21 protein-coding genes and 1 pseudogene are annotated in these 24318 nt (G+C 71.7%); 17 read left to right on the top strand and 5 right to left on the bottom strand.

All coding sequences use genetic code 11. The features are described from left to right. Positions 1 to 215: 215 nt before the first annotated feature. From OG598_RS24865 to OG598_RS24845, 5 genes and pseudogenes are all read left to right on the top strand, one after another. The gene (locus tag OG598_RS24865; protein WP_442931367.1) at positions 216 to 1079 is read left to right on the top strand and encodes a type II secretion system F family protein; all 864 of its coding nucleotides are present in this window, start codon (positions 216 to 218) and stop codon (positions 1077 to 1079) included. Positions 1080 to 1159: 80 nt separating this feature from the next. Further along, positions 1160 to 1806 (top strand): annotated as a pseudogene (locus tag OG598_RS24860) (type II secretion system F family protein). A 22-nt stretch (positions 1807 to 1828) separates the two neighbouring features. Next, entirely contained in the window at positions 1829 to 1996 is a 168-nt protein-coding gene (locus OG598_RS24855; RefSeq protein ID WP_081883916.1) for a DUF4244 domain-containing protein, read from the top strand. 47 nt (positions 1997 to 2043) lie between these two features. Then, positions 2044 to 2439, top strand: coding sequence for a TadE family type IV pilus minor pilin (locus tag OG598_RS24850; RefSeq protein ID WP_328655425.1), 396 nt, complete (start codon positions 2044 to 2046; stop codon positions 2437 to 2439). After that, complete coding sequence (locus OG598_RS24845; protein ID WP_442931366.1) at positions 2433 to 2852, top strand: Rv3654c family TadE-like protein; 420 nt, start codon at positions 2433 to 2435, stop codon at positions 2850 to 2852. The genes OG598_RS24850 and OG598_RS24845 overlap by 7 nt, the downstream gene beginning before the upstream one ends. A gap of 421 nt (positions 2853 to 3273) precedes the next feature. Here the strand turns inward: OG598_RS24845 and OG598_RS24840 are convergent, their stop codons facing one another. The 3 genes from OG598_RS24840 to OG598_RS24830 all read right to left on the bottom strand — a co-directional run bounded on the left by OG598_RS24840 (position 3274) and on the right by OG598_RS24830 (position 6697). Continuing rightward, on the bottom strand, positions 3274 to 3852 hold the full coding sequence (locus tag OG598_RS24840; RefSeq protein ID WP_091395469.1) for a hypothetical protein: 579 nt from the start codon (positions 3850 to 3852) through the stop codon (positions 3274 to 3276). Between the two features lie 163 nt (positions 3853 to 4015). Then, a complete protein-coding gene (locus OG598_RS24835; RefSeq protein WP_328651309.1) occupies positions 4016 to 4225 on the bottom strand; it encodes a hypothetical protein in 210 nt (69 codons plus the stop codon). A gap of 99 nt (positions 4226 to 4324) precedes the next feature. Continuing rightward, a complete protein-coding gene (locus OG598_RS24830) occupies positions 4325 to 6697 on the bottom strand; it encodes a DEAD/DEAH box helicase (RefSeq protein ID WP_442931531.1) in 2373 nt (790 codons plus the stop codon). Positions 6698 to 6885: 188 nt separating this feature from the next. Between OG598_RS24830 and OG598_RS24825 the strand changes: the two genes are divergently transcribed. From OG598_RS24825 to OG598_RS24785, 9 genes are all read left to right on the top strand, one after another. Then, positions 6886 to 7242 carry an STAS domain-containing protein gene (locus tag OG598_RS24825; RefSeq protein WP_091395433.1) on the top strand — a complete coding sequence of 119 codons (357 nt, stop codon included), beginning with the start codon at positions 6886 to 6888 and terminating at the stop codon, positions 7240 to 7242. Then, a complete protein-coding gene (locus OG598_RS24820; protein ID WP_238684776.1) occupies positions 7239 to 7676 on the top strand; it encodes an ATP-binding protein in 438 nt (145 codons plus the stop codon). Before OG598_RS24825 ends, OG598_RS24820 begins: the two co-directional genes overlap by 4 nt. 316 nt (positions 7677 to 7992) lie before the next feature. Further along, on the top strand, positions 7993 to 10353 hold the full coding sequence (locus OG598_RS24815) for a sodium-translocating pyrophosphatase (RefSeq protein WP_328651307.1): 2361 nt from the start codon (positions 7993 to 7995) through the stop codon (positions 10351 to 10353). Positions 10354 to 10456: 103 nt separating this feature from the next. After that, the gene (locus tag OG598_RS24810) at positions 10457 to 10996 is read left to right on the top strand and encodes a hypothetical protein (protein ID WP_328651306.1); all 540 of its coding nucleotides are present in this window, start codon (positions 10457 to 10459) and stop codon (positions 10994 to 10996) included. Beyond that, a complete protein-coding gene (locus tag OG598_RS24805; RefSeq protein WP_442931365.1) occupies positions 10987 to 11733 on the top strand; it encodes a hypothetical protein in 747 nt (248 codons plus the stop codon). The genes OG598_RS24810 and OG598_RS24805 overlap by 10 nt, the downstream gene beginning before the upstream one ends. Before the next feature lie 442 nt (positions 11734 to 12175). Further along, a complete protein-coding gene (gene topA, locus OG598_RS24800) occupies positions 12176 to 15010 on the top strand; it encodes a type I DNA topoisomerase (protein WP_328651305.1) in 2835 nt (944 codons plus the stop codon). 168 nt (positions 15011 to 15178) lie between these two features. Next, positions 15179 to 15808: a TetR/AcrR family transcriptional regulator gene (locus OG598_RS24795; protein WP_328651304.1), complete on the top strand. Its 630-nt coding sequence runs from the start codon at positions 15179 to 15181 to the stop codon at positions 15806 to 15808. Continuing rightward, positions 15805 to 16104, top strand: coding sequence for a hypothetical protein (locus OG598_RS24790; protein WP_328651303.1), 300 nt, complete (start codon positions 15805 to 15807; stop codon positions 16102 to 16104). Before OG598_RS24795 ends, OG598_RS24790 begins: the two co-directional genes overlap by 4 nt. Beyond that, a complete protein-coding gene (locus OG598_RS24785) occupies positions 16101 to 17201 on the top strand; it encodes a GDSL-type esterase/lipase family protein (RefSeq protein ID WP_328651302.1) in 1101 nt (366 codons plus the stop codon). The genes OG598_RS24790 and OG598_RS24785 overlap by 4 nt, the downstream gene beginning before the upstream one ends. A 26-nt stretch (positions 17202 to 17227) precedes the next feature. On the opposite strand, the gene OG598_RS24780 is transcribed toward OG598_RS24785, so the two are convergent. Beyond that, positions 17228 to 18544, bottom strand: a complete 1317-nt coding sequence (locus OG598_RS24780; protein WP_328651301.1) for a D-arabinono-1,4-lactone oxidase — start codon at positions 18542 to 18544, stop codon at positions 17228 to 17230. Between the two features lie 226 nt (positions 18545 to 18770). Here OG598_RS24780 and OG598_RS24775 point away from each other — a divergent pair, with 226 nt between their 5' ends. Beyond that, the gene (locus OG598_RS24775) at positions 18771 to 19376 is read left to right on the top strand and encodes a TetR family transcriptional regulator (protein WP_328651300.1); all 606 of its coding nucleotides are present in this window, start codon (positions 18771 to 18773) and stop codon (positions 19374 to 19376) included. A gap of 50 nt (positions 19377 to 19426) precedes the next feature. On the opposite strand, the gene OG598_RS24770 is transcribed toward OG598_RS24775, so the two are convergent. Next, the gene (locus OG598_RS24770) at positions 19427 to 20635 is read right to left on the bottom strand and encodes an amino acid deaminase/aldolase (RefSeq protein WP_328651299.1); all 1209 of its coding nucleotides are present in this window, start codon (positions 20633 to 20635) and stop codon (positions 19427 to 19429) included. A gap of 307 nt (positions 20636 to 20942) precedes the next feature. Between OG598_RS24770 and tmk the strand changes: the two genes are divergently transcribed. Continuing rightward, positions 20943 to 23042, top strand: a complete 2100-nt coding sequence (gene tmk / locus OG598_RS24765) for a dTMP kinase (RefSeq protein ID WP_112677647.1) — start codon at positions 20943 to 20945, stop codon at positions 23040 to 23042. After that, complete coding sequence (locus OG598_RS24760) at positions 23042 to 24304, top strand: DNA polymerase III subunit delta' (protein ID WP_328651298.1); 1263 nt, start codon at positions 23042 to 23044, stop codon at positions 24302 to 24304. Before tmk ends, OG598_RS24760 begins: the two co-directional genes overlap by 1 nt. Positions 24305 to 24318: the final 14 nt, after the last annotated feature.

Genomic DNA, 24318 nt, shown 5'->3' with positions numbered 1-24318 from the left:
GTCATCCGGCCGGCATCGGGTTCGAGTCGGCAACTACCGCGGGCGCCAACGGAAGACGGACGGCACTCGGCTGGCCCGACCGGGACGTCACCCGCAGCCCGAGGTGGCCAGGAGCGGCAGACGGGTTCACGCGTCCGGAGGGCCCCACGCGCCCGCCGGCCCGCCGGGATCCCCGACGCCCGACCGGCACCGCCCGCCCCGAAGTGGCCCCCGCCATGCTCGATGCCGAACGACGGCCGGGCGCATCGGCGACCACGGTCACGTTCGGTGTGAGCGGCGTGGACGCGGCCGGTCGGAACGACGTCTCCGGCCCGGCAACCACCGACGGGCACGGCGACCTGGACGCCGGCTGCCGGGGCGACACGTCCGCCGGGGCGGCGGCCGACGGGTGCGCGATCGCCGACTGCCGCGCCCACGGGCGCATCGGCCCGACCGACAGAAGGCCGGGTACGCCTCCGTCGGTGCGCATCTCGCGATCGACGACCCGCGTGCTGCCGGTGGTCGGTCTGCTCGGCGGCGGTGTGGGCACCGTGATTGGCGGTCCGGTGGCCGCGGTAGCGATGGCCGGGTACGGCACGCTGGCCGTGCGCGCCGGGCTGCGTTGGCGAGTAAACCGGAGCGCCGAACGGGAACGACGACGAGGGCTGGACCAGCTCTGCGGCCTCGCGGCGGACCTACGGGCCGGCCTGCCCGTCCCACACGCGCTCGACGTCACGGCCGTCGGAAGTGACGGGGCGAGCCGCCTACGTCAGCTGACCTCGGCGGCGGTGCGCTTGGCAGACCGGACCGGTGCGCCGCTGGCGGAGCTTCTGGAGCGGATCGAGGCGGACGCTCGGGCGACCGACCGGGGTCTGGCCGCGGCGGCGGCCCAGGCGGCCGGTGCCCGGGCCACGGCTTGGCTACTGGCGGCCCTGCCGGTTGGCGGGATCGCGCTCGGGTACGGCATCGGCGTCGACCCCATGGCGGTGCTTCTGCACAGCACAGTCGGCGGCGCTAGCGCGGTTGTCGCGGTCGCCCTTCAGGTCGTGGGCCTCCTCTGGGCAGAACGGCTGGGCGCGACACCGGGACGAACCGGATGACGGCCCACGGCCCATCCGGCCAAAGCAGCCCGGGGAGCCAAGGCAGTTGGGCCGGCCAACGCAGCCCAGTCGGCCGGCCCATCTCGACGAGCCGAGCCAGCTCGGTGAGCCAGCTCAGCTCAACCAGGCGGCGGCGGCCGGACGTGATTCGGCTCGTGGCGGTGCTGGCCGGGCTCGCGGTGGCCATCGTCGTCGAGGGCTGGCTCGGCTGCTCGGCGCTCTCCCGGCCGCGTTCCTGCTCGATGTCCTGTTGCGGCGGATCGAGTCGCCCGCTGTGCGTAGGCGGCGGCAGCAGGAGGCCGCCGACCTACCGCTCGCCGCCGACCTTCTGGCCGCGGCGATGCGGGCGGGCGCTCCGGTGGATCGCTCGGTGTTGGCCGTCGCCGAGGCATTGGACGGACCGCTCGCCGGCCGGTTGGCTCGGGTCGGCCGCACGCTGCTGCTCGGTGGCGGCCCAGCGGAGGCATGGTCCGCGCTGGACGGCGTGCCCGGCGCGGAGCGTCTGACCGCGGCGGCGTTGCGCTCGGCCAACAGTGGTGCCGCCCTGGCCGGCGCACTGACCCGGCTCGCCGACGACCTGCGCGCCGACCGGGCCACCGCTGCCGAGGCGTCGGCCCGCCGGGCGGGTGTGCTCATCGTTCTGCCGCTGGGGCTCTGCTTCCTGCCGGCGTTCATTCTCGCCGGACTCGTGCCGGTGATCGTCGCCGTTCTCGGCGATGTGCTCTGACCCATCGAGAAGGGAAACAGTCATGCGCAAACTCATCGCTCGTCTGCGCGGCGATGCCGGGATGAACACGGCCGAGTACGCCGTGGGCACCCTCGCCGCGGTCGCCTTCGCCGGGATCCTGTTGAAGGTGCTGACCTCCGGCAACGTCCAGTCGGCGCTGACCGCCGTCATCGACCGGGCGTTGAAGTGATCGAGCGCCGGCGGGCCGGCCGCAATTCAAGGTCGAGTGTTCCCGGGCTGGCGGCACGCGGCGGGCGGAGACTTCGCGTCCTCCGGCGGACCGTTGGCTGGGACCGGGGGTCCTTCACCGCCGAACTGGCGGCCGGCCTGCCGGCGCTGCTCCTGCTCCTGCTGGCCGGTCTGACCGCTGTCAACGCCGTCAGCGCACAGGCGGGCTGCCTGCACGCGGCCCGGGAGGCTGCGCTCGCCGCCGCCCGGGGCGCCGACGGCAGCGCGGAGGGTGGCCGGGCGGCGCCGCCGGGGGCGGCGGTGTCGGTGTCAGTCGACGGCGACCGGGTGCAGGCGACGGTACGGGCACCCGTCCGGACGTTGGGCGGCCGGCTACCGCGAATCACAGTGGTCGCCACCGCCGTCGCCGCCGTCGAACCGGGCGCGCACGAGGGGAGTTGGTAGTGCGAAGAGATCCATCACCCCGCTCCGCTCCAGAACCGGCTGCAGGAGGGCTCGTTGCTGGCCCGCCGGACCCGCAGCGAGGTGGCGCGACGATCCTGCTGCTGGCGATGGGGATCGTCTTCGTGGTGTTCGGGACGTTCGGCGCCGCCATCGTCGCCGCCGGAATGGCGAGTCAGCGGGCGGCGGTAGCAGCCGACCTCGGTGCGCTGGCCGGGGCGGCGCGAGCGCTCGACGGCGATGCGGTGGCCTGCGCGTCCGCCGCTGACCTAGCCGGTCGCAACGATGGCCGGCTGGTCGGCTGTCACCTCGACGGGTTGGACGTGCTGGTGACGGTCGAGGTGGCGTTCACGCCACTACCCGGCCTGACCCGGGTGGCCGCGGCGAGCGCCCGCGCCGGCCCGGTGCGGGGCTGACCCTCACTGGCCGGCGCCTGCTCAAGAAGGCAAGGGCCTGGTGGGATTGGTGGGTGCTGTGGAGCTGAATCGGTTACGACATCAAGGGTGATGCGTTTACGACATCAGCTCCAAAGGGGGACCGGAACCCGTCAGGGCCGAGCCACCAATGGCCTCTCGCCTGAGGAGGGTGCACGCCCTGCAGGCCGGGGCATGCGGTCCAACGGCCTCCCGCCCGGCCGAGCGCGGTCCAACGGCCTCCCGCCCGGCTGGGCGCGGTCCAACGGCCGGCCTGCCGGGCGCGGCCAGAGCAGAGCCCGGCCCGACGGCCCGCCGGCCGGGACTTGGTCGAGGTCCAGGTCCCGGCCGGCAGCCGAGGATTGGGTGGCCGCGCCGGCGGCCGTGGAGGGTCGCCGCGCCGCCCTGGTCCGGGCCGGGTGTGTCAGCGGGCCTGGAGCGCGTCGAGGGCGACGGCCATCGCGATGACCAGCCGGCGGTCGATCTGCGGGTTCTGCACCTCGACGATGTACTTGTCGCGCAGGCCCCACTTCTTGACCACGGTGAAGACCGGCTGGCCGTTCGCGGTGAAGTCGAAGTGGTACGGCAGCCAGGACAGCGAGTCGACGAATCGACGCAGCAGTGCCACGGGCATGCTGCGCTCCTGGCCCGTCACCTGCGGCAGGCCGCCCTGCTCGACGTGCCAGGTGGACCGCAGCAGCGACTGGGCGAAGTCCTTGCGGAACAGGCCGATCGGGTTGCCGGCCGCGTCGGTGACGTCGTACGTGGCGCCGAGGTCGATGCGCTGGCGGGCCTTGAAGCCGAGCAGAGGCTGCTGCTTGGAGTCGTCCGTGTAGATGGTCACCTGCTCCTTGAAGGCGAGCCGCTTCTGCTGCGCGAACGCCAGCAGCTCACCCTCGGTGCCGTCGGGGGAGACCGCCCGGACCTCGTACTGGTTGACCATCATGCGCAAGCGCTGGCGGATGTGGAACTGGTGCTGACCCTGCAAGTTGTCGAGCTGCATGTGTACTCCTCTGGGTTGGTGCGCCGGAGTCTCGCACAGCCCGACAAGCACCGCCCTCCCTGCTGCCCATGATCAGTTGCTGCTGGGTAGCCGTCGAGGTCGCCGGACGACTACCCAGCACGGAGTGATCACTGGTGCCCTAGCAGGATCACTCCGGAAGACCTCAGCGACTGTCGACGGAGGTCGCGGCCCGCAGCGACCAGGTGTTCAGTACCTGGTGGATGCCGCGCAGCCGCTCGTTGATCTGTTCCAGCCGTTCCGCCTGGGCCAGGGCGGCCAGTGCCGACCCCAGCGCGATCTGCTGGTCGAGGGTGAGATTGTCCTGGTCGATTGTGTAAAGCAGGTCGACGGTCTCGGCGATGGTGTCGGCCACAGCTTCTCCTCGGGCACGGGGGGCGATCAGCAACATTGGCATCGATGGAAGCGCTCCCACACCATTGTGCCCCGTGCCATGCCGATTCATGCAAGCCGCTCAGTCCGGCAGGTTCGTCAACACCACGTCGAGCACCCGGATCGCGTCCGGCTTGGAGAGAGGATTGTTGCCGTTGCCGCATTTCGGTGACTGCACGCAGGACGGGCAGCCGGCCTCGCAGCCGCACTCCGCGATCGCGTCCCGGGTGGCTCGCAGCCATGCCGCCGCCGTCCCGTACGCCCGCTCGGCGAACCCGGCGCCACCCGGATGCCCGTCGTAGACGAAGACGGTCGGCGCCTCGGTGTCCGGATGCATCGCGGTGGAGAGCCCGCCGATGTCCCACCGGTCGCAGGTGGCCATCAGCGGCAGCAGGCCGATCGCGGCGTGTTCGGCGGCGTGCAGCGCACCCGGCACGTCGGCCGGCTGGACCCCGGCGAGGGTCAACGACTGCGGCGACAGGGTGAACCAGACCGCCACCGTGCGCAGCTCCCGGCTGGGCAGGTCGAGCGGCCGGGTGTCGATCACCTCGCCGGTGGCGATCCGCCGCCGCTGGTACGACACCACCTGGCTGGTCACGTCCACCTCGCCGAGGAACATGCCGACCGGTCCGGCGTCCACGTAGGAGCGCACCGACACCACTGACAGGTCGGTGACGTCGCGGGCGTGGGTGGACCAGTCCGGCTCCTCGGCGCGTACCAGCGCGCAACCGTCGGCCAGGTCGAGCTGGTCGACCACGTACGAGACGCCCTGGTGCAGGTAGACCGCGCCGGAGTGCAGCAGGAAGTGCGACGAGCCGCCGTCGACGGTGCCGAGCAGCCGGCCGGTCGACGACTCCACCACGGCGACCGGGGCCCCGCCCTCGCCGCGCAGGTCCACCTCGGGCCGCTCCCGGTGCCGCCAGTACCAACCGGTGGGCCGCTGCCGCAGCGCCCCCGCCGCGACCAGCTCGTCGACCGCCTCCTTCGCCCCCTCGCCGAACAGCACCAGGTCGGCCGGGGTGAGCGGTGCCTCCACCGCAGCGCAGGCCAGCTGCGGTGCCAGCACGTACGGGTTGGCCGGGTCGAGGACAGTCGCCTCCACCGGCGCGCCGAAGATCGCCTCCGGGTGGTGCACCAGGTAGGTGTCCAGGGGGTCGTCCCGGGCCACCAGCACCGCGAGGGCCTCCTGTCCGGAACGCCCGGCGCGGCCCGCCTGCTGCCACAGCGACGCCCGGGTGCCCGGGTAGCCGCAGATCAGCACCGCGTCGAGCCCGACCAGGTCCACGCCCAGCTCCAGCGCGTTGGTGGAGGCCAGGCCGAGCAGGTCGCCGTGCAGCAGGGCCCGTTCCAGCTCGCGTCGCTCCTCCCGCAGGTAACCGCCCCGGTAGGCGGCCACCCGGTCGCCGAGCCCCGGAACGGCGTCGTCCAGCGCTCGACGCGCGTTGGCGGCCACCACCTCGGCACCCTTGCGGGAGCGGACGAACGCGAGGGTGCGTACCCCCTCGGCGACAGTGTCGGCGAGCAGGTCAGCGGTCTCGCGCAGCGCAGACCGACGGACCTGGTGAAGCTCGTCGTGCTCGCCGGTGGCCTGTGGCGGCACCGGGGAAGAGGCCGACGAGTCGGGTGGCAGCAGCGGCGGTTCCCAGAGCGCGAAGGTCACCCCGCCGCGGGGGGAGGCGTCCTCGGTGACCGCTGTCACCGGCAGGCCGGTCAGCCGTCCGGCCGCGGTGGCCGGGTCGCCGGAGGTGGCCGAGGCGAGCACGAACACCGGGGTGGCCCCGAACCGGGCGCACTGCCGACGCAGCCGACGCAGCACGTGTGCGACGTGCGAGCCGAACACGCCCCGGTAGGTGTGGCACTCGTCGATCACCACGTACGCGAGTCGGCGCAGGAAACCGGACCATTGGGCGTGCCCGGGCAGGATGCCGTGGTGCAGCATGTCCGGGTTGGTCAGCACGAACCGGGAGTGCCGGCGGATCCACTCCCGCTCGGTGCGCGGAGTGTCCCCGTCGTAGCAGGCGGGGCGTACCCCCTCCAGCTCCAGCGCGGCGACGGCGCGCAACTGGTCCGCGGCGAGCGCCTTGGTCGGCGCCAGGTAGAGCACCGTGGCCCGGGGGTCGGCGAGCAGTGTGGCCAGGGCGGGCAGCTGGTACGCCAGTGACTTGCCGGACGCGGTGCCGGTGGCGACGACCACGTGCTGGCCCTCGTACGCCAGGTTGGCCGCCTCGGCCTGGTGCTGCCAGGGCGCGACCACGCCGCGCCCTGTGAAGGCCGTGCGCAACTCCGCCGGTGCCCACGACGGCCACGGCGCGGGCACGCCGGCGCGGGCCGGCACCCGCTCGACGTGGGTGACCGGGTCGGCGGCACCTCGGGCGCGTAGCCGGCGCAGCAGGTCGGCCGGCGCTGGCCCGGGGCCGGGACCAGCGGATACGGTGGCCGCGGACGACGACTCCAGGTCGTGGCGCGGCGTGCCGCGCGCGGAGCTGAAGTCGTTGGAGGTCACGCCCTGCACTCTCGCACTGGTGTTCGGAGATGAAAAGTCGGACACCGGGGTAAGGGGAAGCCTCCGCTGGCGTCCGCAGGCCGTCCCGGCGGTAGTGGTTAGATGCCCACGAGAGTTTACGGCTCTGGCGAGGAGGACCGATGGAGCTGTCACTGGCGACCCGCACCGTGGGCGAGCACACGGTGCTCGAGGTCGGTGGTGAGGTGGACGTCTACACCGCGCCCCGACTCCGTGAACGACTCCTCGAACTGATCGACGGTGGGGCCCGTCACGTGGTGGTCGACCTCGGTCGGGTGGACTTCCTCGACTCCACCGGGCTGGGCGTGCTGGTCGGCGCGCTCAAGCGGCTCCGCTCGGCGAGCGGTTCGTTCGCGCTGGTCTGCGACAAGGAACCGCTGCTCAAGATCTTCCGGATCACCGCGCTGGACCAGGTGTTTCCGCTGCACCCGACGGTCGACGCGGCGATCAGCGCCGACTCGGCGGGCGCCGGCGCGTGATGGCGACAGTCAAGCTCTCCTTCTCGCCCGCTCCGGTGCACGTGCGCACCGCCCGGCTGGTCGGCGTCGCCGTCGCCCGGCGGGCCGGGGTGCGTGAGGACCTGCTGGACGAGGTGCGCCTGGCCATCGGTGAGGCGTGCACGCGCGCGGTGGCCCTGCACCGGCAGTACGGCCTGGCCGACCCGGTGCTGGTGGAGATGTCCGACGGTGGCTCGTACGCCGTGCGGGTGGTGGACCGGGCGCCGATCGAGGCTGGCATCGGTCTGACCGCGCTGCCGCCGGACGAGCTGGCCAACGAGGCGCTGACCGATGAGGCGTTGACCACCGGCGTCGGGTTCGCGCTGCTCGCCGGTTTCGTCGAGGACCTCCAGGTGCGCCCGGTCGACGAGGGCATCGGCACCGAGGTACGGATGGTGTGGCCGGTCGGCCGCTGATCGATTCCGCTGCGTAGGCCGCGTCCCCTGCTGGGGATGCGGCCTTCTTTGCATGGATGGGGCCCTATATCAGATTTCGTTTCATAACACAGCGACGAAGATCATCGCGACACGGTGCCACCTGGGTGTGACCTCCAACACTGCGGAGGGCTACAGTACCCGGGTTGTCAGCAAGTGACCTATCCCGCAGCCAGCGGGTATGGGTGTTCATCGCTGGTCCGCTGGTGGGTTGGCGCGCGCTTGCGAGTCCGCATCCAGGCGTCGGTCAGTGCGTCTCCACTCACCGGCGCGATTGTTCGGTAACAGGAGGACACAGATGTCCGGGACCTTGGCCGCCGACGGCGGCGGGCTTTCCCTTACCGGAAGCAATGTCACCTACGTCGTCATCGCCGCGGTTGTCGCGCTGGTGGCACTCGGTTTCGCTGCCGCCCTGACGAAAACGGTGCTGGCCGCTGGTAAGGGCACCGAGAAAATGCAGGAGATCTCGGGGGCGGTCCAGGAGGGCGCCTCCGCCTACCTGCTCCGGCAATTCCGCACCCTGGCGATCTTCGTCGTCGTCGCCGTCGTGCTGCTCTTCCTGCTTCCGGTGCACGACACCGACGGCAGTGAGTTGGCTGTGAAGATCGGCCGCTCGCTCTTCTTCGTGGTGGGCGCCCTGTTCAGCGCGTTCATCGGCGGCGCCGGCATGTGGCTGGCCACCCGCGCCAACCTGCGCGTGGCCGCCGCCGCACGGGAGCGAGTAGGCGGCCGCGAGGCCGCCATGAAGATCGCATTCCGGACCGGCGGCGTCGTCGGCTTCCTCACCGTCGGCCTCGGCCTCTTCGGTGCGGCGCTGGTCGTCCTCGTCTACCGGGGTGACGCGCCCACGGTGCTGGAGGGCTTCGGCTTCGGCGCCGCGCTGCTCGCGATGTTCATGCGGGTCGGCGGCGGCATCTTCACCAAGGCCGCCGACGTCGGCGCCGACCTGGTCGGCAAGGTCGAGCAGGGCATCCCCGAGGACGACCCCCGCAACGCCGCCACCATCGCCGACAACGTGGGCGACAACGTCGGTGACTGCGCCGGCATGGCCGCCGACCTGTTCGAGTCGTACGCGGTCACGCTGGTTGCCGCGCTGATCCTCGGCCGCGCCGCCTTCGGCGAGCAGGGCCTGGTCTTCCCGCTGATCATCTCCACCATCGGCGTGCTGATCGCGATGGTCGGCGTCTTCATCACCCGCCTGCGCGCCTCCGACCGCAACGCCCTGACCGCTATCAACAGGGCCTTCTACCTCTCGGCGGTGCTCTCCGCGGTGCTGGTGGCCATCGCCGCCTACGCGTACCTGCCGGCGACCTTCGGCGAGTTCGAGGACGGTCTCACCACCGCCAGCGGAAATCCGCGACTGGTGGCCATCGGCGCTGTCGTCATCGGCATCGTGCTGGCCGCCGCGATCCAGGCGCTGACCGGCTACTTCACCGAGACCAACCGGCGACCGGTGCAGGACATCGGCAAGAGCTCGCAGACCGGTGCGGCGACGGTGATCCTGGCCGGCATCAGCATCGGCCTGGAGTCGGCTGTCTACTCGGCGCTGCTGATCGGCGCCGGCGTCTTCGGCGCCTTCCTCCTCGGTGGCACCTCCATCACGCTGTCGCTGTTCGCTGTGGCACTGGCCGGCACCGGCCTGCTCACCACGGTCGGCGTGATCGTCGCGATGGACACCTTCGGGCCGATCTCCGACAACGCCCAGGGCATCGCCGAGATGTCCGGCGACATCGACGAGCACGGCGCGCGCACGCTGACCGAGCTGGACGCGGTCGGCAACACCACCAAGGCGATCACCAAGGGCATCGCGATCGCCACCGCGGTGCTCGCCGCGACCGCGCTGTTCGGCTCGTACACCGACACGCTCAGCAGCGCCTACGCGACGGCCGGCGTGGGCGACGTCGGCAACGAGATCCTCAACGCGCTGAACGTGGCGAACCCGCGCAACCTGGTCGGCCTGATCATCGGCGCGGCGGTGGTCTTCCTCTTCTCCGGGCTGGCCATCAACGCGGTGTCCCGCTCGGCCGGTGCCGTGGTGATGGAGGTCCGCCGGCAGTTCCGTGAGCTGCCCGGCATCATGGACGGCACCCAGCGCCCGGAGTACGGCAAGGTCGTCGACATCTGCACCCGGGACGCGCAGCGCGAACTGATGACCCCCGGCCTGCTCGCCATCCTGGCGCCGATCGCTGTCGGCTTCGGCCTCGGGCCCGGCGCGCTCGCGGCGTACCTGGCCGGTGCGATCGGTGCCGGCACCCTGATGGCGGTGTTCCTGTCCAACTCCGGTGGGGCCTGGGACAACGCCAAGAAGCTGGTCGAGGACGGCGCGTACGGCGGCAAGGGCTCCGAGTCGCACGCCGCCACTGTCATCGGCGACACCGTCGGCGACCCGTTCAAGGACACCGCCGGCCCGGCGATCAACCCGCTGATCAAGGTGATGAACCTGGTCTCGCTGCTGATCGCTCCCGCCGTGGTGGCCTGGAGCGTCGGCGACGAGCGCAACGTCGGCCTGCGGCTCGGCATCGCGCTGGTCGCGACGCTGATCATCGTGGCGTCGGTGGTGTTCAGCAAGCGCAAGGGCATCGCGATGTCCGACTCGGACGCCGATGGCAACACCGGCGCGGGCAGCACCGATCACCGCCCGGAGACGGTCAACGCCTGATCCACCAACGGCCCGGGGTCCCCGGTCGACGTAGCCCGTCGACCGGGGACCCCGGCCGTCCGGCCCGATGCCACACCTGGCCAAAGGCCGTACGCTGCAACGCATGCGTACGTGCCGGGCGTCTGCCGCCGGAAAGCTCACGGTGGTCCTGGCCACGATCGTCGTCCTGGCCGGCTGCGGCGGGGGTCCCAGCCCACGGGCCTGGGCGGCCTCGGTCTGCGGCGCCCTCACCCCGTGGCGCTCCGAGATCAACAAGCTGACCAGCAGCACCGACGAGCAGATGACCGCGCAGACCACGCCGGCGCAGGCCAAGGAGAACCTGGTGCGGCTCTTCGACGGGGCGGAGCAGGCCAGCGAGGCCGCGCGCCGCAAGGTGGAGAAGGCGGGCATCCCGGAGGCGGAGAACGGCGAAGCCATCTCCGCGGGTTTCCGTAGCTCCCTGGGGAAGATGCGGGACGCGTACGGTCGCGCCCGGGACACCATCGACGGCCTGGGCACCGGCGAGCCGACGGTCTTCTACGACGGCGTGCGGGCCGCCGTGGCGACCCTCAACAAGGAGTACGACGCCAGCGCGCTGGACACCAGCAAGCTCAACTCCGAGGAGTTGAAACAGGCATTCGACGAGGTGCCGGAGTGTCGCTGAGCGGGCTCGGTGACACCGGGAAGGCGCAGCCGCCCCCGGCGCTGTTCCCCGCGCCCGAGTCCGACACGCCCACTCCCGGGCGACGCCGCGGCGGCGCGCCGCAGATCCGCCCGTCGCAGGACGGCTCGGTGCAGAACAGCCCGCCCCAGACCGACGACGCGGGCCGACAACTCGTCTTCTTCGGCGCGGACGCGGCCGAACCGACAGTCGCCGACCTGGCCGGGCTGCTCGCCGGGCCGGGTGAGGTGGTCCGGATGGGCGGCACCGCCCGGCTCTCGGTGCAGGTGGACGCCGCCTGGCGGGTGCACGTGCTCGTCGCCGAACTGGCGTCGCGCGGGTTGGCGGCGAGCTGGGAGCCGACCGAGGGCGCGCGACACGCCGTTCGTACGTCGTACACCCGGGTCTTGAAGCCGCTCGCGGCCGCCTGGCTGCACGGTACGACGAAACGCCCACCGGCCGCGTTTCACCTGACCGGCCGGCGGCTGCGGCTGTGGCTCGCCGCCGCCGGGACGCCGGAGCCTCCGGACTGCTTCCTGTTGCGGCTGGGCGCCGACGACCAGGAGTGTTGGGAGCCGATCGGCGTGGCGCTCGCCTCGGCGGGGCTGGCTGGGACGCTGCTCGGCCCGGCCGAGGGCGGCCCGGCGTACCGGATCGCCGGCCGCCGCCGGTTGGCGCGACTCGCCGAGCTGGTGGGCGGAGCGCCGAACTTGGCGCCGCCCGAAGCCTGGCCAACCTGATCCACTGCACCTTCACCGGGTCGATCATGGAGTTGTGCTGGGGGACGTATTGCTCGTCCGGGGTTAAAACGCCCACCATAAGTCCATGATCGACGGGGTTGGGCGGCGGCCCGGGGGTGTGCCGGCCGGGTGTCCGGTGCCGGACAGCCGGCGGGTCGATCCAGGCGGAAAACGGGCGGCTCGCACCTCGGTCATGGGCCCGCCATCGTCACAGTGACCCGCTTCGAGCCCTACCCACGGTGTACGGTGGCGCCGTCCGGCAGTGCCGAGCGCGGCGGGGCGGCGTCGACAGCCGCGTCGAAGCGGTTTGCGGCCCGCGAAACCCGAAACGCGGGCGGCGCGTTACGTTGGACATCCGGACCGCCGGTGCGACGGCGGGGTCGAAAGCGGTCGCTGTCCGGGCGCCGGCAGACCACGAGCAGGAGTGAGGTCGGGGAGAGACGTGCCGAGCAACGCTGGAACCACCCGTCTGGTCATCGTCGAGTCACCGGCGAAGGCCAAGACGATCTCGGGCTACCTTGGCCCGGGGTACGTCGTGGAGGCCAGCTTCGGTCACGTCCGCGACCTGCCGCGCAACGCCGCCGACGTGCCGGCCAAGTACAAGAAGGAACCCTGGGCCCGGCTCGGGGTGGACGTCGACAACGGCTTCCAGGCGCTCTACGTCGTCTCCGCCGACCGTAAGCAGCAGATCAGCAAGCTGGTGAAGCTGGCCAAGGAAGTCGACGAGATCTTCCTGGCGACGGATGAGGACCGCGAGGGCGAGGCCATCGCCTGGCACCTGGTCGAGACGCTCAAGCCCAAGGTCCCGGTCAAGCGGATGGTCTTCCACGAGATCACCAAGCCGGCGATCCAGGCGGCGGTGGCCAACCCCCGGGAGATCGACCGCGATCTGGTCGACGCCCAGGAGGCGCGCCGGATCCTCGACCGCCTGTACGGCTACGAGGTCTCCCCGGTGCTGTGGAAGAAGGTCATGCCGCGGCTCTCGGCAGGCCGGGTGCAGTCCGTGGCGACCCGCATCGTGGTCGAGCGGGAGCGGCAGCGGATGGCCTTCCGCACCGCCGAATACTGGGACATCCTGGCCACCCTCGCGGTGGCCAACGCCGGTGAGGGCCCGCGTGCGTTCAACGCCACGCTCATCGCGCTCAACGGTGACCGGATCGCCACCGGTAAGGACTTCGAGCCGACCACCGGTCGGGTGAAGCCCGGCGCCGGTGTCGTGCACCTCGACGAGAGCGGCGCCCGTGGTCTCGCGGCCCGGCTGGAGGGGCGGCCGTTCACCGTCACCCGCGTCGAGGAGAAGCCCTACCGCCGTCGCCCGTACGCGCCGTTCATCACCTCGACCCTCCAGCAGGAGGCGGCTCGCAAGCTGCGCCTGTCCTCGCAGCAGACGATGCGCACCGCGCAGCGCCTGTACGAGAACGGCTACATCACCTATATGCGTACCGACTCGGTCAACCTGTCGGAGACCGCCATCTCGGCGGCCCGCCGACAGATCGTCGAGCTGTACGGCGAGCGCAGCGTTCCGCCGGAGCCGCGCCGCTACACCGGCAAGGTGAAGAACGCGCAGGAGGCGCACGAGGCGATCCGCCCGGCGGGGGACAACTTCCGTACCCCGGGCGAGGTGGCCAAGGAGTTGTCCGCCGAGGAGTTCAAGCTCTACGAGCTGATCTGGCGGCGCACCATCGCCTCGCAGATGACCGACGCGGTCGGCTCCAGCGTGTCGGTGCGCATCCGGGCGGTCTCCACCTCGCAGGAGGAAGCCGACTTCGGCGCGACCGGCAAGACCATCACGGACCCGGGCTTCCTGCGCGCCTACGTCGAGTCGAGCGACGACGAGAACGCCGAGGCCGAGGACGCCGAGCGCCGGCTGCCCACCCTGGTCAAGGACCAGCCGCTGACCGCCGACGAGCTGGCCGCGCAGGGCCACCACACCCAGCCGCCGTCGCGCTACACGGAAGCGTCGCTGGTCAAGGCCCTGGAAGAGCTGGGCATCGGTCGCCCGTCCACCTACGCGTCGATCATGCAGACGATCCAGGACCGGGGGTACGTCACCAAGCGCGGCCAGGCGATGATCCCGACGTTCCTGGCCTTCGCGGTGATCGGGCTGATGGAGCAGCACTACCCCCGCCTGATCGACTACGACTTCACCGCCACCATGGAGAACGAGCTGGACGAGATCGCCGGCGGCGACCACGCGGCCGTCGACTTCCTCACGGCGTTCTACTTCGGCAGCTCCAACGGTGCCGGCGACCAGGACATCGCCCGTTCCGGCGGGCTCAAGAAGCTGGTCACCGAGAACCTCAGCGACATCGACGCCCGCAGCGTCAACTCCATCCCGCTCTTCACCGACGACGACGGCCGCGAGGTCGTCGTGCGGGTCGGCCGCTACGGGCCGTACCTGCAACGGGAGCTGCCCGGCGGCGAGCAGCCGGCACCGGCAACGGGTGAGGGCGAGGAGGGTGGCACCCAGGGTGACCGGGCGCCGATCCCCGAGGGCCTGGCCCCGGACGAGCTGACCCCGGAGAAGGTGCACGAGCTGTTCCTGGGCGGCAGCGGCGAGCGCAAGCTCGGCGACGACCCCGGCACCGGCGAGCCGATCGTGCTCAAGTCCGGCCGGTTCGGCCCGTACGTGTCCAGCGGCGAGCGGAAGTCGTCGCTGCTGCGTACGCAGACCCCGGACTCGCTGACCCTGGAGGAGGCGCTCAAGCTGCTCAGCCTTCCCCGGCTGATCGGTGTCGCGCCGGACGGCGTCGAGGTCTTCGCGAACAACGGTCGCTACGGCCCGTACGTCAAGCGGGGCGAGGAGTTCCGTTCGCTGGAGTCCGAGGACCAGATGTTCACCGTCGGTCTGGACGAGGCGCTGGCTCTGCTGGCCGCCCCGAAGGCCCGTGGACGGCGAGCCGCGGCACCGCCGCTGCGCGAGATGGGCGTCGACCCGGCGACCGAGAAGCCGTTGGTGATCAAGGACGGCCGGTTCGGCCCGTACGTGACCGACGGGGAGTTCAACGCGTCGCTGCGGCGCGGGCAGACGCCGGAGGCGCTGACCATCGAGGAAGCGTCCGAGATGTTGGCCGAGAAGCGGGCGAAGGGTCCGGCGCCGCGGAAGAAGGCGGCGGCGAAGAAGGCGCCCGCGAAGAAGGCCACGGCCACCAAGAAGACGGCCGCCGCCAGCAAGTCCACTGCCGCGAAGAAGACCACCACGGCCAAGGCGACGGCGGCGAAGAAGGCTCCGGCGAAGAAGGCCGCCCCGCGCAAGGCCGCGACCAGCACCGAGTAGCCCTTCGCGCCGTCTGATCCGTCGGGTGGCGCTGTTCCGACGCTCCAGATCTTGGACAGTTTCCGTTCAGGCAAGACGGAAACTGTCCAAGATCTATTTTGCGGTGTTTCGGGTCACGCGAGAGGCTGGTCCTTCGCTGTTTCGCCGGTACCGCCGTACCGTATGGCCATGCCGATTATCCGCAAGAGGCGTGCGGGCGGAGAGAAGCGGGACGCCGTTCTCGACGCCGTGGCAGGCGTGCTGGCGACCCGCGGGTACGAGAACACCCGCTTCACGGACGTGTCCGCGGCCGGCGGGGTCGCGATCAGCACCCTCCAGACCTACTTCGGCTCCCGCGAAGACATGATCATCGAGGCCATGCAGGTGTTCACCGACCGGGAGGTGGAGGCCCTGCGGGCCGTCTCCGCCGCCGAGGACGATCCGTGGCGACGACTCGTCGCGCTCGTCGACCGGAGTTTGCACAACTCGGAGCAGACCCGGCAGGTGCTTGTGGAGTTCTGGCGCTCCGCGATGCGCGACGACGAGCTGCGCGACTACAGCGCCACAGTGCAGGAGCGGTACCGGGCGCCCTTCCTGGCCGCCGTCCGGGAGGGCGCCGCCCTGGGTGCGTTCACGCTGGCCCACGACGCCGAGGCAATGACGGACCTTCTGCTCTCGGCGCTGGCCGGTCTGATCATCTCCCGGGTCCAGCACCACCCCATGCCGGTACCCGCGGACTTCCGCGATGTCCTCCTGACCCAGCTCCGGCTGATGCTGGGCGTCAACGGCTTCCCACCCGAACGGATCGAGGCACGATGACCACAGTCGAAATCACCCGCTTTCGCGTCCCCGCCGAGCGCGCGGACGCCCTGCTGGCCGCGCGGCCGGCGATGCTGCGCGACTTCCAGGCCGATCGTGGCGGCTTCCTCGACGCGCGACTGATCCGGCTGGCTGCCGACGAGTGGTTGGACATCGTCTTCTGGGGCTCGTCCGAGGACTACGCCGAATCCCGCCGCCGGGGGGCCAACCTGCCCGGCATCCAGACGTTCTTCTCCCTGATCGATTCGGTGATCAGCATGGAGGAGGGCACCACCACCGACCTGGACCAGCCATGATCTGGACCGCCGGTTTCCGTACCGGGGTGCTCAGCCCGTACGAGCGGCTCCAGTTCAGCGAACCCCGTGGCTTCGCCGACCAGACCATTCGTCAGGTGCTGCACCTGGCCGGCGGCGGGGAGGCCTTCCGGGTACGGCTGACGAACCGCTACGGCCGCACTCCGTTGACCATCGGGGCTGCCACTGTCGCCGTCGGTGACCAGTGGGTCGCTCTCACCGTCGACGGCGCGGAGCGCCACGTCATCCCGGCGGGTGAGGAGGCTGTCACCGACCCGGTGGACATCCCCGTCGCGGCCGGCACGGACCTGGTGCTGAGCCTCCACCTTCCCGAGCGGACCGGTCTGGCCACCCATTCGCACAAACCGGCCGAAGTCGCCCGGATAGCCGACGGCAATCACGTCACGTCGCCCGTACTGGCGGGGGCCGAGCAGGTCGAGGCCCGGTTCTACCTCGCGGGCGTCGACGTGCTCGCTCCCCGGGGCACCGCCGTCGCCGTGGCCTTCGGCGACTCCTGGTTCGAAGGGGTCGGCACCACGACGAGCGCGAATCGTCGTTCGGTCGACGTCCTCAACCGGCGTCTGAAGCGCGGGTGGGTGGTCAACCAGGGCATCGCCGGGAATCGTCTCCTGCGCGACGGCGTCGGCGAACACGCGCTGGCGCGCTTCGACAGTGACGTTCTCTCCATCCCCGCCCTGACCCACGTCCTGGTCCACTTCGGTATCAACGACCTCGGTCTTCCGGTCATGTTGGGCGAGCCGGCCGTCACCGCCGACGCCCTCGTCGACGGCTTCCGTGCGCTGGCCGACCGCGCCCACGGCGCCGGTCTGCGGATCGTCGTCGCCACCATCGGCCCCTTCGCAGGCGCCGGCCCGGAGATCAGCACCCCGGCGGGCCTCGCCACCCGACGCGAGGTGAACGACTGGATCCGTACGACGGACACCTTCGACGCCGTCTTCGACGTGGCGCGCGCTGTCGCGGACCCGCACGCCCCCGACCACATCCACCCGGCGCTGGACAGCGGCGACGGCATGCACCTGAACGACAGGGGCGCGGAGGCGATGGCCGACGCGGTGAACCTTGCCGATCTGGCGCTCTAGCGCTGGTCACACACCGGCGGGAGCTGTCAGACCCCGAGGACGTGGTTCAGGTGGGGGTTGGTGAAGACGCGGTGGGGGTCTAGCCGGTCGCGAACGGCCTGGAAGTCCGCGAAGCGGGGGTACGCGGTGGCCAGCGAGGCGGCGTCGCGGTAGTGCAGCTTGCCCCAGTGCGGGCGACCGCCCAGCCCGGCGGCCATCTGCTCGAAGGCCCGGAAGTACGGCTCGTACGGCATGCCGACGTACTGGTGCACGGCGACGTAGGCGTTGTCCCGGCCGTAGCCGTGCGACAGCCAGATGTCGTCGGCGGCGGTGAATCGCACCTCCACCGGAAAGAGCACCTTGAACGGCAGGCCGTCCACGATCCGCTGGAGCGCGGCGAGCGCCTCGGGCAACGCCTCGCGGGGCAGTCCGTACTCCATCTCCACGAAGCGGACCCGGCGCGGCGTGCAGAAGACCCGGTCGGAGCGTCCGGTGTACTGGCGTTCGGTGAGGGCGCGGGCGGAGACCGCGCTGATCCCCGGGGCCAGCGCGGGCACGGCCCGGCCGAGTCGGCAGGCGCCGGCGAAGACCCGGTTGGACAGGAAGTCGTCGTCCACCCAGCCGCGCCAGCGGGACAGCGGCCGGTCGTTGGCGGGTACCCGGTCGTTGGCCTTGACCTGGACCCGGGACGTGTACGGGAACCAGTAGAACTCCACGTGGTCGTGCCGGCCGATCAGCTCGGGCAGTTCGCCGAGCACGCCGGCCAGCTCGGCCGGGCGTTCGTGGGCGCGCAGGACGAAGGCGTCCACGCAGCGCAGGGTCACCTCGACCAGGACGCCGAGCGCGCCGAGTGACACCCGGGCGGCGGCGAGGACGTCGGGATGCTCGTCGGCGGAGCAGCGCAGAACCTCGCCGGTGCCGGTGACCACTGTGATCGCCTCGACGAAGGTGGAGAGGCAGCCGTAGCCGGCTCCGGTGCCGTGGGTGCCGGTAGAGATGGCCCCGGCCACGGTCTGCGCGTCGATGTCGCCGAGGTTGGGCAGCGCGAGGCCGTGCCGGGCGAGCAGGCCGTTGAGCGCGTGCAGGGTCATTCCCGCCGGAACGGTGACCAATCGGTGTGCGACGTCCACGCTGACCATGGTGTCCAGGTCGGACAGGTCCATCCGACGGTCGTCGGCGAGCGCGACGGCGGTGAACGAGTGGCCGCTGCCCGTCACCCGGATCCGAGCGCCGTCGGCCACGGCAGATCGGACGGCTTCTGCGACGTCGGTCGGCGAGCCGGGGCGCAGGATCGCGCTGGCGCTGCCACGCTGGTTCCCGGCCCAGTTGGACCATCCAGCCCCGAGCGGTGCGGTGCGGACCATGCGCACTCCTCATTCATGAATATGAACTGACTTCATATCAGGAACGTTCTAGCTGGTAAATACCGCAATTGCGATCCGCTCGTTGTACCGGTAGTCACGGACTCGTGACGTGGAGATATGTTCATCCGTCGAAGGGGGGTGGCGCAGAGTGTCCACACCAGCCGCCACGACCGGGCCGCTGCGCCGCGTACCGGTGCAAGGTCGAAGTGTCGCGCGGGTACAGCGCATGTTGGATGCCTGCGCCGAACTCGTCGACGAGGTGGGGTACGAGGGGCTGACCACCACCCTGCTCGCCGAGCGGGCCGAGGTGGCGATCGGGTCGGTCTACCAGTTCTTTCCGGACAAGCGGGCGATCGTGCAGGCGTTGACCCTGCGGACGATGGAGTCCTACCTCCAGCGCCTCGACGAGCGGTTCGCCTCCGACGAGATGACCCACTGGTGGGACGGCGTCGACGCGGGCATCGACGAGTACATCACGATGCACCGCACCGTCCCGGGCTTCCGTACCCTGCACTTCGGCGACGTGGTCGACCTGCACCTGCTCGACGAGCAGCGGGACAACAACGGCGTGATCGCCGACCAGTTGGCCCGGGTGCTCACCGAGCGTTTCGGGCTCACCGACGTGCCCAAGCTGCGCTTCGTGCTGGAGATCGCGGTCGAGGCGGCGGACGCGCTGATCAAGCTCGCGTTCCGCCGGAAGCCCGAGGGCGACGAGCGGGTGCTGCTGGAGGCGAAGGCGTTGATCCGGGAGTACCTGCACCGCCAGGTCGACGGCCCGGACAACGGCCGGTCCACAATCGGCAAGCAGGCTGAGGCGCCCCAACCCGCCTGAATCCGCGTGCGGCGCGGGCCTCGGCCGGCGGTGAGGGCGGCTGTCCGGTCTCAGAGGAAAGCCTGCCCCTCACCCCGGTAGGTGGGGACGGTCGCCACCACCGCGTCGCCCTCGACCAGGTGCAGCTCGTTGACCCGTTCACACAGCTCACCTGCCTTGGCGTGCCGGAACCACACCCGGTCGCCGACGCTCAGCCCGGCCGCCGCCGCTCCGGACAGTGGAGTCTGCACCTCGCCGGCGCCCTCGGTGCCGACCAGCTTCAGCCCCGCCGGTAGCCACGGCCGGGGCAGTCGACTGTCGGCGGCCGGACCGGAGGCGATCCAGCCACCGCCGAGCACCGTCGCCAGCTCCGGCGTCGGTCGGCGGACCACCGCGCAGGCGAAGAACGCCGCAGGGGTGGGCCGCCAGGCGCGGTACGCGTCGAACAGCGTCGGCCCGTACAGGCCCGATCCCGCGGTGACCTCGGTTACCGCGGGATCGGCGCTGGTCGCGGCCACGCTGCCGGTGCCGCCGCCGTTGACGAACTCCAGGTCGGCGTGCTCGCGTACCGCGGCGACCGCCGCGCCACGGCGGGCCAGCAACTCGCGGTACGACCCGCGCTGGGCCAGCCTGATCGCGCCGGCCAGCAGCGTCTTGCCCGGCGGCGCGTCACCCAGGCCGGCGATCTGCGCCTCGTACGACATCAGCCCGACCAGCCGGAAGCCGGGCCGACCGGCGACGGCTGCGGCGAGCGCGCCGGCCGCCCGCGCGCTGTGCACCGGCGAGCGGCGGACGCCGACGTGCACCCGCCCGCGCAGCGGTCGCCAGGAGGCGTCCAGATCCAGGCAGAGCCGCAGTTCGGCACGCTGCCCCGGAGCCGTGACGGCGTCGATGAGGTCGAGTTGGCCGGTGCTGTCGATCATCAGGGTGATCGCGGTGGCGAGCGTCGGGTCGGCGCCCAGCTCGGCGAGGGCGGCCCGGTCCGCGCTCGGGTACGCGACCAGCACGTCGTCGCTGACGCCGGCACGGACCAGCCAGATCGCCTCGGGCACTGTGAAGGCCATCACGCCGTGCCAGCCGGGCCGGGCGAGTGCTCGACTGATCAACTCCCGGCTGCGGACCGACTTGCTGGCGAGGCGGACCGGTTTTCCCGCGGCGCGATCGGCCAAGGCGACCGAATTGGCGTCGAAGGCGGTGAGGTCGACCACCGCGTACGGGGGGTCGAGGTGGGCAGTCGCCCGATCCAGGCGCTCGCGAAGTTTGTCGCTTTCGATGGCCACGTGTGCACGCTAACTGTCTGACGGAGAATGCGAAATACCCTCGCGTACGTCCGGGCTGCGGTCGGTACCTCCGGCGGCCTAGGCTCAGCGAGCAGGAGAATGTTGCCCGGGGGGTGGCCCCCGCCGGGTCTAGAGTGTTGCACCGGAGGTGCCCAGCGATGGGCCGGCACGTGGAGGTACGGCCATCGAAAGCCAGAACAGCGGCGAGTCGCCCGGCGTGTCGCGCTCGGGTGACCAGTCGGACAACGCCGCTCAGCAGCCCAACGGCGGTCAGGTTGATCCGTCCGGTTATGCCGCGATCCGGTCCGTGCTGCGCATCCGGCCGTTCCGACGGCTCTGGATCGTGCTCGGCGCGGCCTCCTTCGGTGACTGGCTCGGCCTGTTGGCCACCGCCCTCTTCGCCGCCTCGCAGGTGCAGGGCAGCACCGCCCAGGGCGCGGCGTTCGGCGGGGTCACCGCGATCCGGCTGCTGCCCGCGCTGGTGCTCGGCCCGGTGGCCGGCGTCTTCGCCGACCGGTTCGACCGGCGCTGGACGATGGTCATCTGCGACCTGCTGCGCTTCGTGCTCTTCGCGTCCATCCCGCTCTACGCCCTCAGTGGCGCCGCGGGCGGCCTGGTGGTCGGCTGGGCGCTGATCGCCACCTTCCTGATCGAGTCGCTCACCCTGCTCTGGATCCCGGCCAAGGAGGCCGCGGTCCCGAACCTGATCCCGCGGGCCCGGCTGGAAGCTGCCAACCAGCTCACCCTGATCACCACCTACGGCCTCACGCCGGTCGCCGCCGCCATCGGCCTTGCCGTGCTCGACCGTGGCGTCCGTGGTGCCGTCGGCGGCGACCTGCCCTCCTGGGCCGAGCCGGCCCAGCTCGCGCTCTGGTTCAACTCCTTCTCCCGGCTCGCCACCGCACTGGTGGTGGCATTCGGGATCAAGGAGATCAGCGAGGCGCAGCGCGGCGAGGCGGAGCGTGCCGAGCAGAGCATGTTCCGGCAGTTCTCCGAGGGTTGGAAGTACATCGGTCAGACCCCGCTCGTCCGCGGCCTGGTGCTGGGCATCTTCGGCGCGTTCGCCGGCGGCGGCATCGTGGTCGGCACCGCCAAGTTCTTCGCCAACTCGCTGGGCGCCGGCGACGCCGCGTTCTCACTGCTCTTCGGCGCGATCTTCGTCGGCCTGGCGCTCGGCATCGGGCTCGGCCCGATGGTCGTCAAGGAGATGTCCCGGCGTCGCTGGTTCGGCATGAGCATCGTGCTGGCCAGCGCCGCCGTGATGACCCTCGCCTTCGCCATCCACCTGTCCATGGCGATCGTCGGCGCGGTGCTGGTCGGCGCCGGCGCCGGGATGGCCTTCCTGGCCGGCACCACGCTGCTGGGCGGCGAGGTGGCCGACGAGGTGCGGGGCCGGGTCTTCGCTGTGGTGCAGATCGGCACCCGGCTGGTGCTGATCCTGGCCATCGGGCTGAGCAGCGTGTTGGTCGGTGTCGGTGGCTCCCGCAAGCTGGAGATCGCCGACCTCGGCATCTCCGTCTCCTCCACCCGACTGCTGCTGCTCGCCGCCGGTGCCGCCGGCATCTTCGCCGGGATCAGCGCGTTCGGCCAGATGGACGACAAGAAGGGCGTCCCGGTCCTCGCCGACCTGTGGGGCTCCATCCGGGGCCGTCCGCTGATGCCCGCCGAGCCGTTCGTCTCCGCCGGGCTCTTCGTGGTCTTCGAGGGCGGCGAGGGCGCGGGGAAGTCCACCCAGCTCACCGCGCTCTCCGAGCGGCTGCGCGGTCACGGCCGAGAGGTGGTGGTCACCCGCGAGCCGGGGGCCACCGGCGTCGGCCGGCGCATCCGGTCGCTGGTGCTGGACACCTCCGGCGACGACGCGCCCTCCCCCCGGGCCGAGGCGCTGCTCTACGCCGCCGACCGGGCGCACCACGTGGCCACAGTCGTCCGGCCCGCGCTGGTCCGGGGCGGCGTGGTGATCAGCGACCGGTACGTCGACTCGTCCCTGGCGTACCAGGGCGCCGGCCGGACACTGCCCGTCGACGAGGTCTCCTGGCTCTCCTCCTGGGCCACCGGTGGGCTCAAGCCCGACCTGGTGGTGCTGCTGGACGTCGAACCGCGCACCGGTCTGTCCCGGGTGGCCTCGCGCAACACCGGCACCGACCGGCTGGAGGCCGAGTCGGTCGCCTTCCACGAGCGCGTCCGGTACGCGTTCCTCGACCTCGCCGCCGCCGACCCGAAGCGCTACCTGGTGCTCGACGCGTCCCGGCCGGCCGACGAGATCACCGGGCTGGTGGTCCGGCGGGTCGAGGAGATGCTCGGCAAGCCGGGCGGCATCGTGCACCCGCGGCCGGCGCAGGGCCCGGACACCTCGGTGCAGCCTGAGTTATCCGACGCGGAGCTGGTGACGATGGAGCACAAGACCTGATGCCGGACGTCTTCGCCGACCTCGTCGGCCAGGACGAGGCGGTGGTCGAGCTGCGGCGCGCCGCAGCCGCGGCCGCCGCCGTGCTGCGTGCTGGCGCGGCCGCGTTGGTCACCGCCGGCAGGGCCAGCGGTGACGCGTCAGCTGCCGACGACGCACAGGCCGGCGCGGTGGACCCGTCCACCGGGATGACGCACGCGTGGATCTTCACCGGGCCTCCCGGCTCCGGCCGCTCGGTCGCCGCACGGGCGTTCGCCGCCGCACTCCAGTGCGCGCACGGCACCGGCTGCGGTGAGTGCCCCGGCTGCCACACCACGATGGGCGCCACCAACGCCGACGTGCGGATGGTGGTGCCGGAAGGGCTCTCCATCGGCGTCGGCGAGATGCGCGCCCTGGTGCTCCGCGCGGCCAGCACCCCGTCCGGCGGGCGCTGGCAGGTGGTGGTCATCGAGGACGCCGACCGGCTCACCGAGGCCGCCGGCAACGCGCTGCTCAAGGCGATCGAGGAACCCCCGCCGCGGACGGTCTTCCTGCTCTGCGCCCCGTCCACCCACCCGGACGACATCTCGGTGACCATCCGGTCGCGCTGTCGTGTCGTACCCCTGCGGCAGCCGCCGGCCGCCGCGGTGGCCGAGGTGCTGGTTCGTCGGGACGGCATCGCGCCCGACGTGGCGCAGTGGGCGGCGGCGGCCGCGCAGGGCCACGTGGGTCGGGCCCGCCGGCTGGCCCGCGACCCGGAGGCCCGCAAACGACGCGAGGCGGTGCTCGCGGTGCCCCGCCGGTTGACAGGTGTCGGCGCGGCGTTCGACGCGGCGTCCGCACTGATCGAGGCGGCCGAGGCGGAGGCCGAGGCGTCGGTCACCGAGGCCGACACGACCGAGCGGGCGGCACTGGAGACCGCGCTCGGCGCGGGCGGCACCGGCCGGGGCGCGGCCGGTGCCATGCGAGGCGCTGCCGGGCAGCTCAAGGAGCTGGAGAAGCGGCAGAAGTCCCGCGCCACCCGCGCCCAGCGGGACGCACTCGACCGGGCGCTGGTCGACCTCGCGGGCTTCTACCGCGACGCGCTCACCATGGCGCTGCGCGCACCCGTCGCCCCGGTGCACACCGACACTGCCGCGCTGGCCGGTGCCGGCGCGCAGAAGTGGGACGCCGAGGGGGCGCTGCGCCGGTTGGAGGCCGTGCTCGCCTGCCGTGCGGCGATCGAGGCGAACGTCAAGCCGCGGATCGCGGTCGAGGCGATGATGCTCGCCCTCTGGAAGGGCTGACCCGCACCTCCCGG

The organism is Micromonospora sp. NBC_00330, assembly GCF_036136635.1.
GTDB lineage: Bacteria > Actinomycetota > Actinomycetes > Mycobacteriales > Micromonosporaceae > Micromonospora > Micromonospora salmantinae.
Note: the sequence above shows the minus strand (reverse complement) of the source record. Positions and strands in the feature narration are given on the sequence as shown.

Bases quoted from the DNA above. Each gene is read 5' to 3' on its own strand.
- OG598_RS24865 (WP_442931367.1), top strand. From the start codon at position 216: ATGCTCGATGCCGAACGACGGCCGGGCGCATCGGCGACCACGGTCACG.
- OG598_RS24855 (WP_081883916.1), top strand. From the start codon at position 1,829: ATGCGCAAACTCATCGCTCGTCTGCGCGGCGATGCCGGGATGAACACG.
- OG598_RS24840 (WP_091395469.1), bottom strand. From the start codon at position 3,852: ATGCAGCTCGACAACTTGCAGGGTCAGCACCAGTTCCACATCCGCCAG.
- OG598_RS24825 (WP_091395433.1), top strand. From the start codon at position 6,886: ATGGAGCTGTCACTGGCGACCCGCACCGTGGGCGAGCACACGGTGCTC.
- OG598_RS24815 (WP_328651307.1), top strand. From the start codon at position 7,993: ATGTCCGGGACCTTGGCCGCCGACGGCGGCGGGCTTTCCCTTACCGGA.
- OG598_RS24810 (WP_328651306.1), top strand. From the start codon at position 10,457: ATGCGTACGTGCCGGGCGTCTGCCGCCGGAAAGCTCACGGTGGTCCTG.
- OG598_RS24795 (WP_328651304.1), top strand. From the start codon at position 15,179: ATGCCGATTATCCGCAAGAGGCGTGCGGGCGGAGAGAAGCGGGACGCC.
- OG598_RS24790 (WP_328651303.1), top strand. From the start codon at position 15,805: ATGACCACAGTCGAAATCACCCGCTTTCGCGTCCCCGCCGAGCGCGCG.
- OG598_RS24785 (WP_328651302.1), top strand. From the start codon at position 16,101: ATGATCTGGACCGCCGGTTTCCGTACCGGGGTGCTCAGCCCGTACGAG.
- OG598_RS24780 (WP_328651301.1), bottom strand. From the start codon at position 18,544: ATGGTCCGCACCGCACCGCTCGGGGCTGGATGGTCCAACTGGGCCGGG.
- OG598_RS24775 (WP_328651300.1), top strand. From the start codon at position 18,771: ATGTTGGATGCCTGCGCCGAACTCGTCGACGAGGTGGGGTACGAGGGG.
- OG598_RS24760 (WP_328651298.1), top strand. From the start codon at position 23,042: ATGCCGGACGTCTTCGCCGACCTCGTCGGCCAGGACGAGGCGGTGGTC.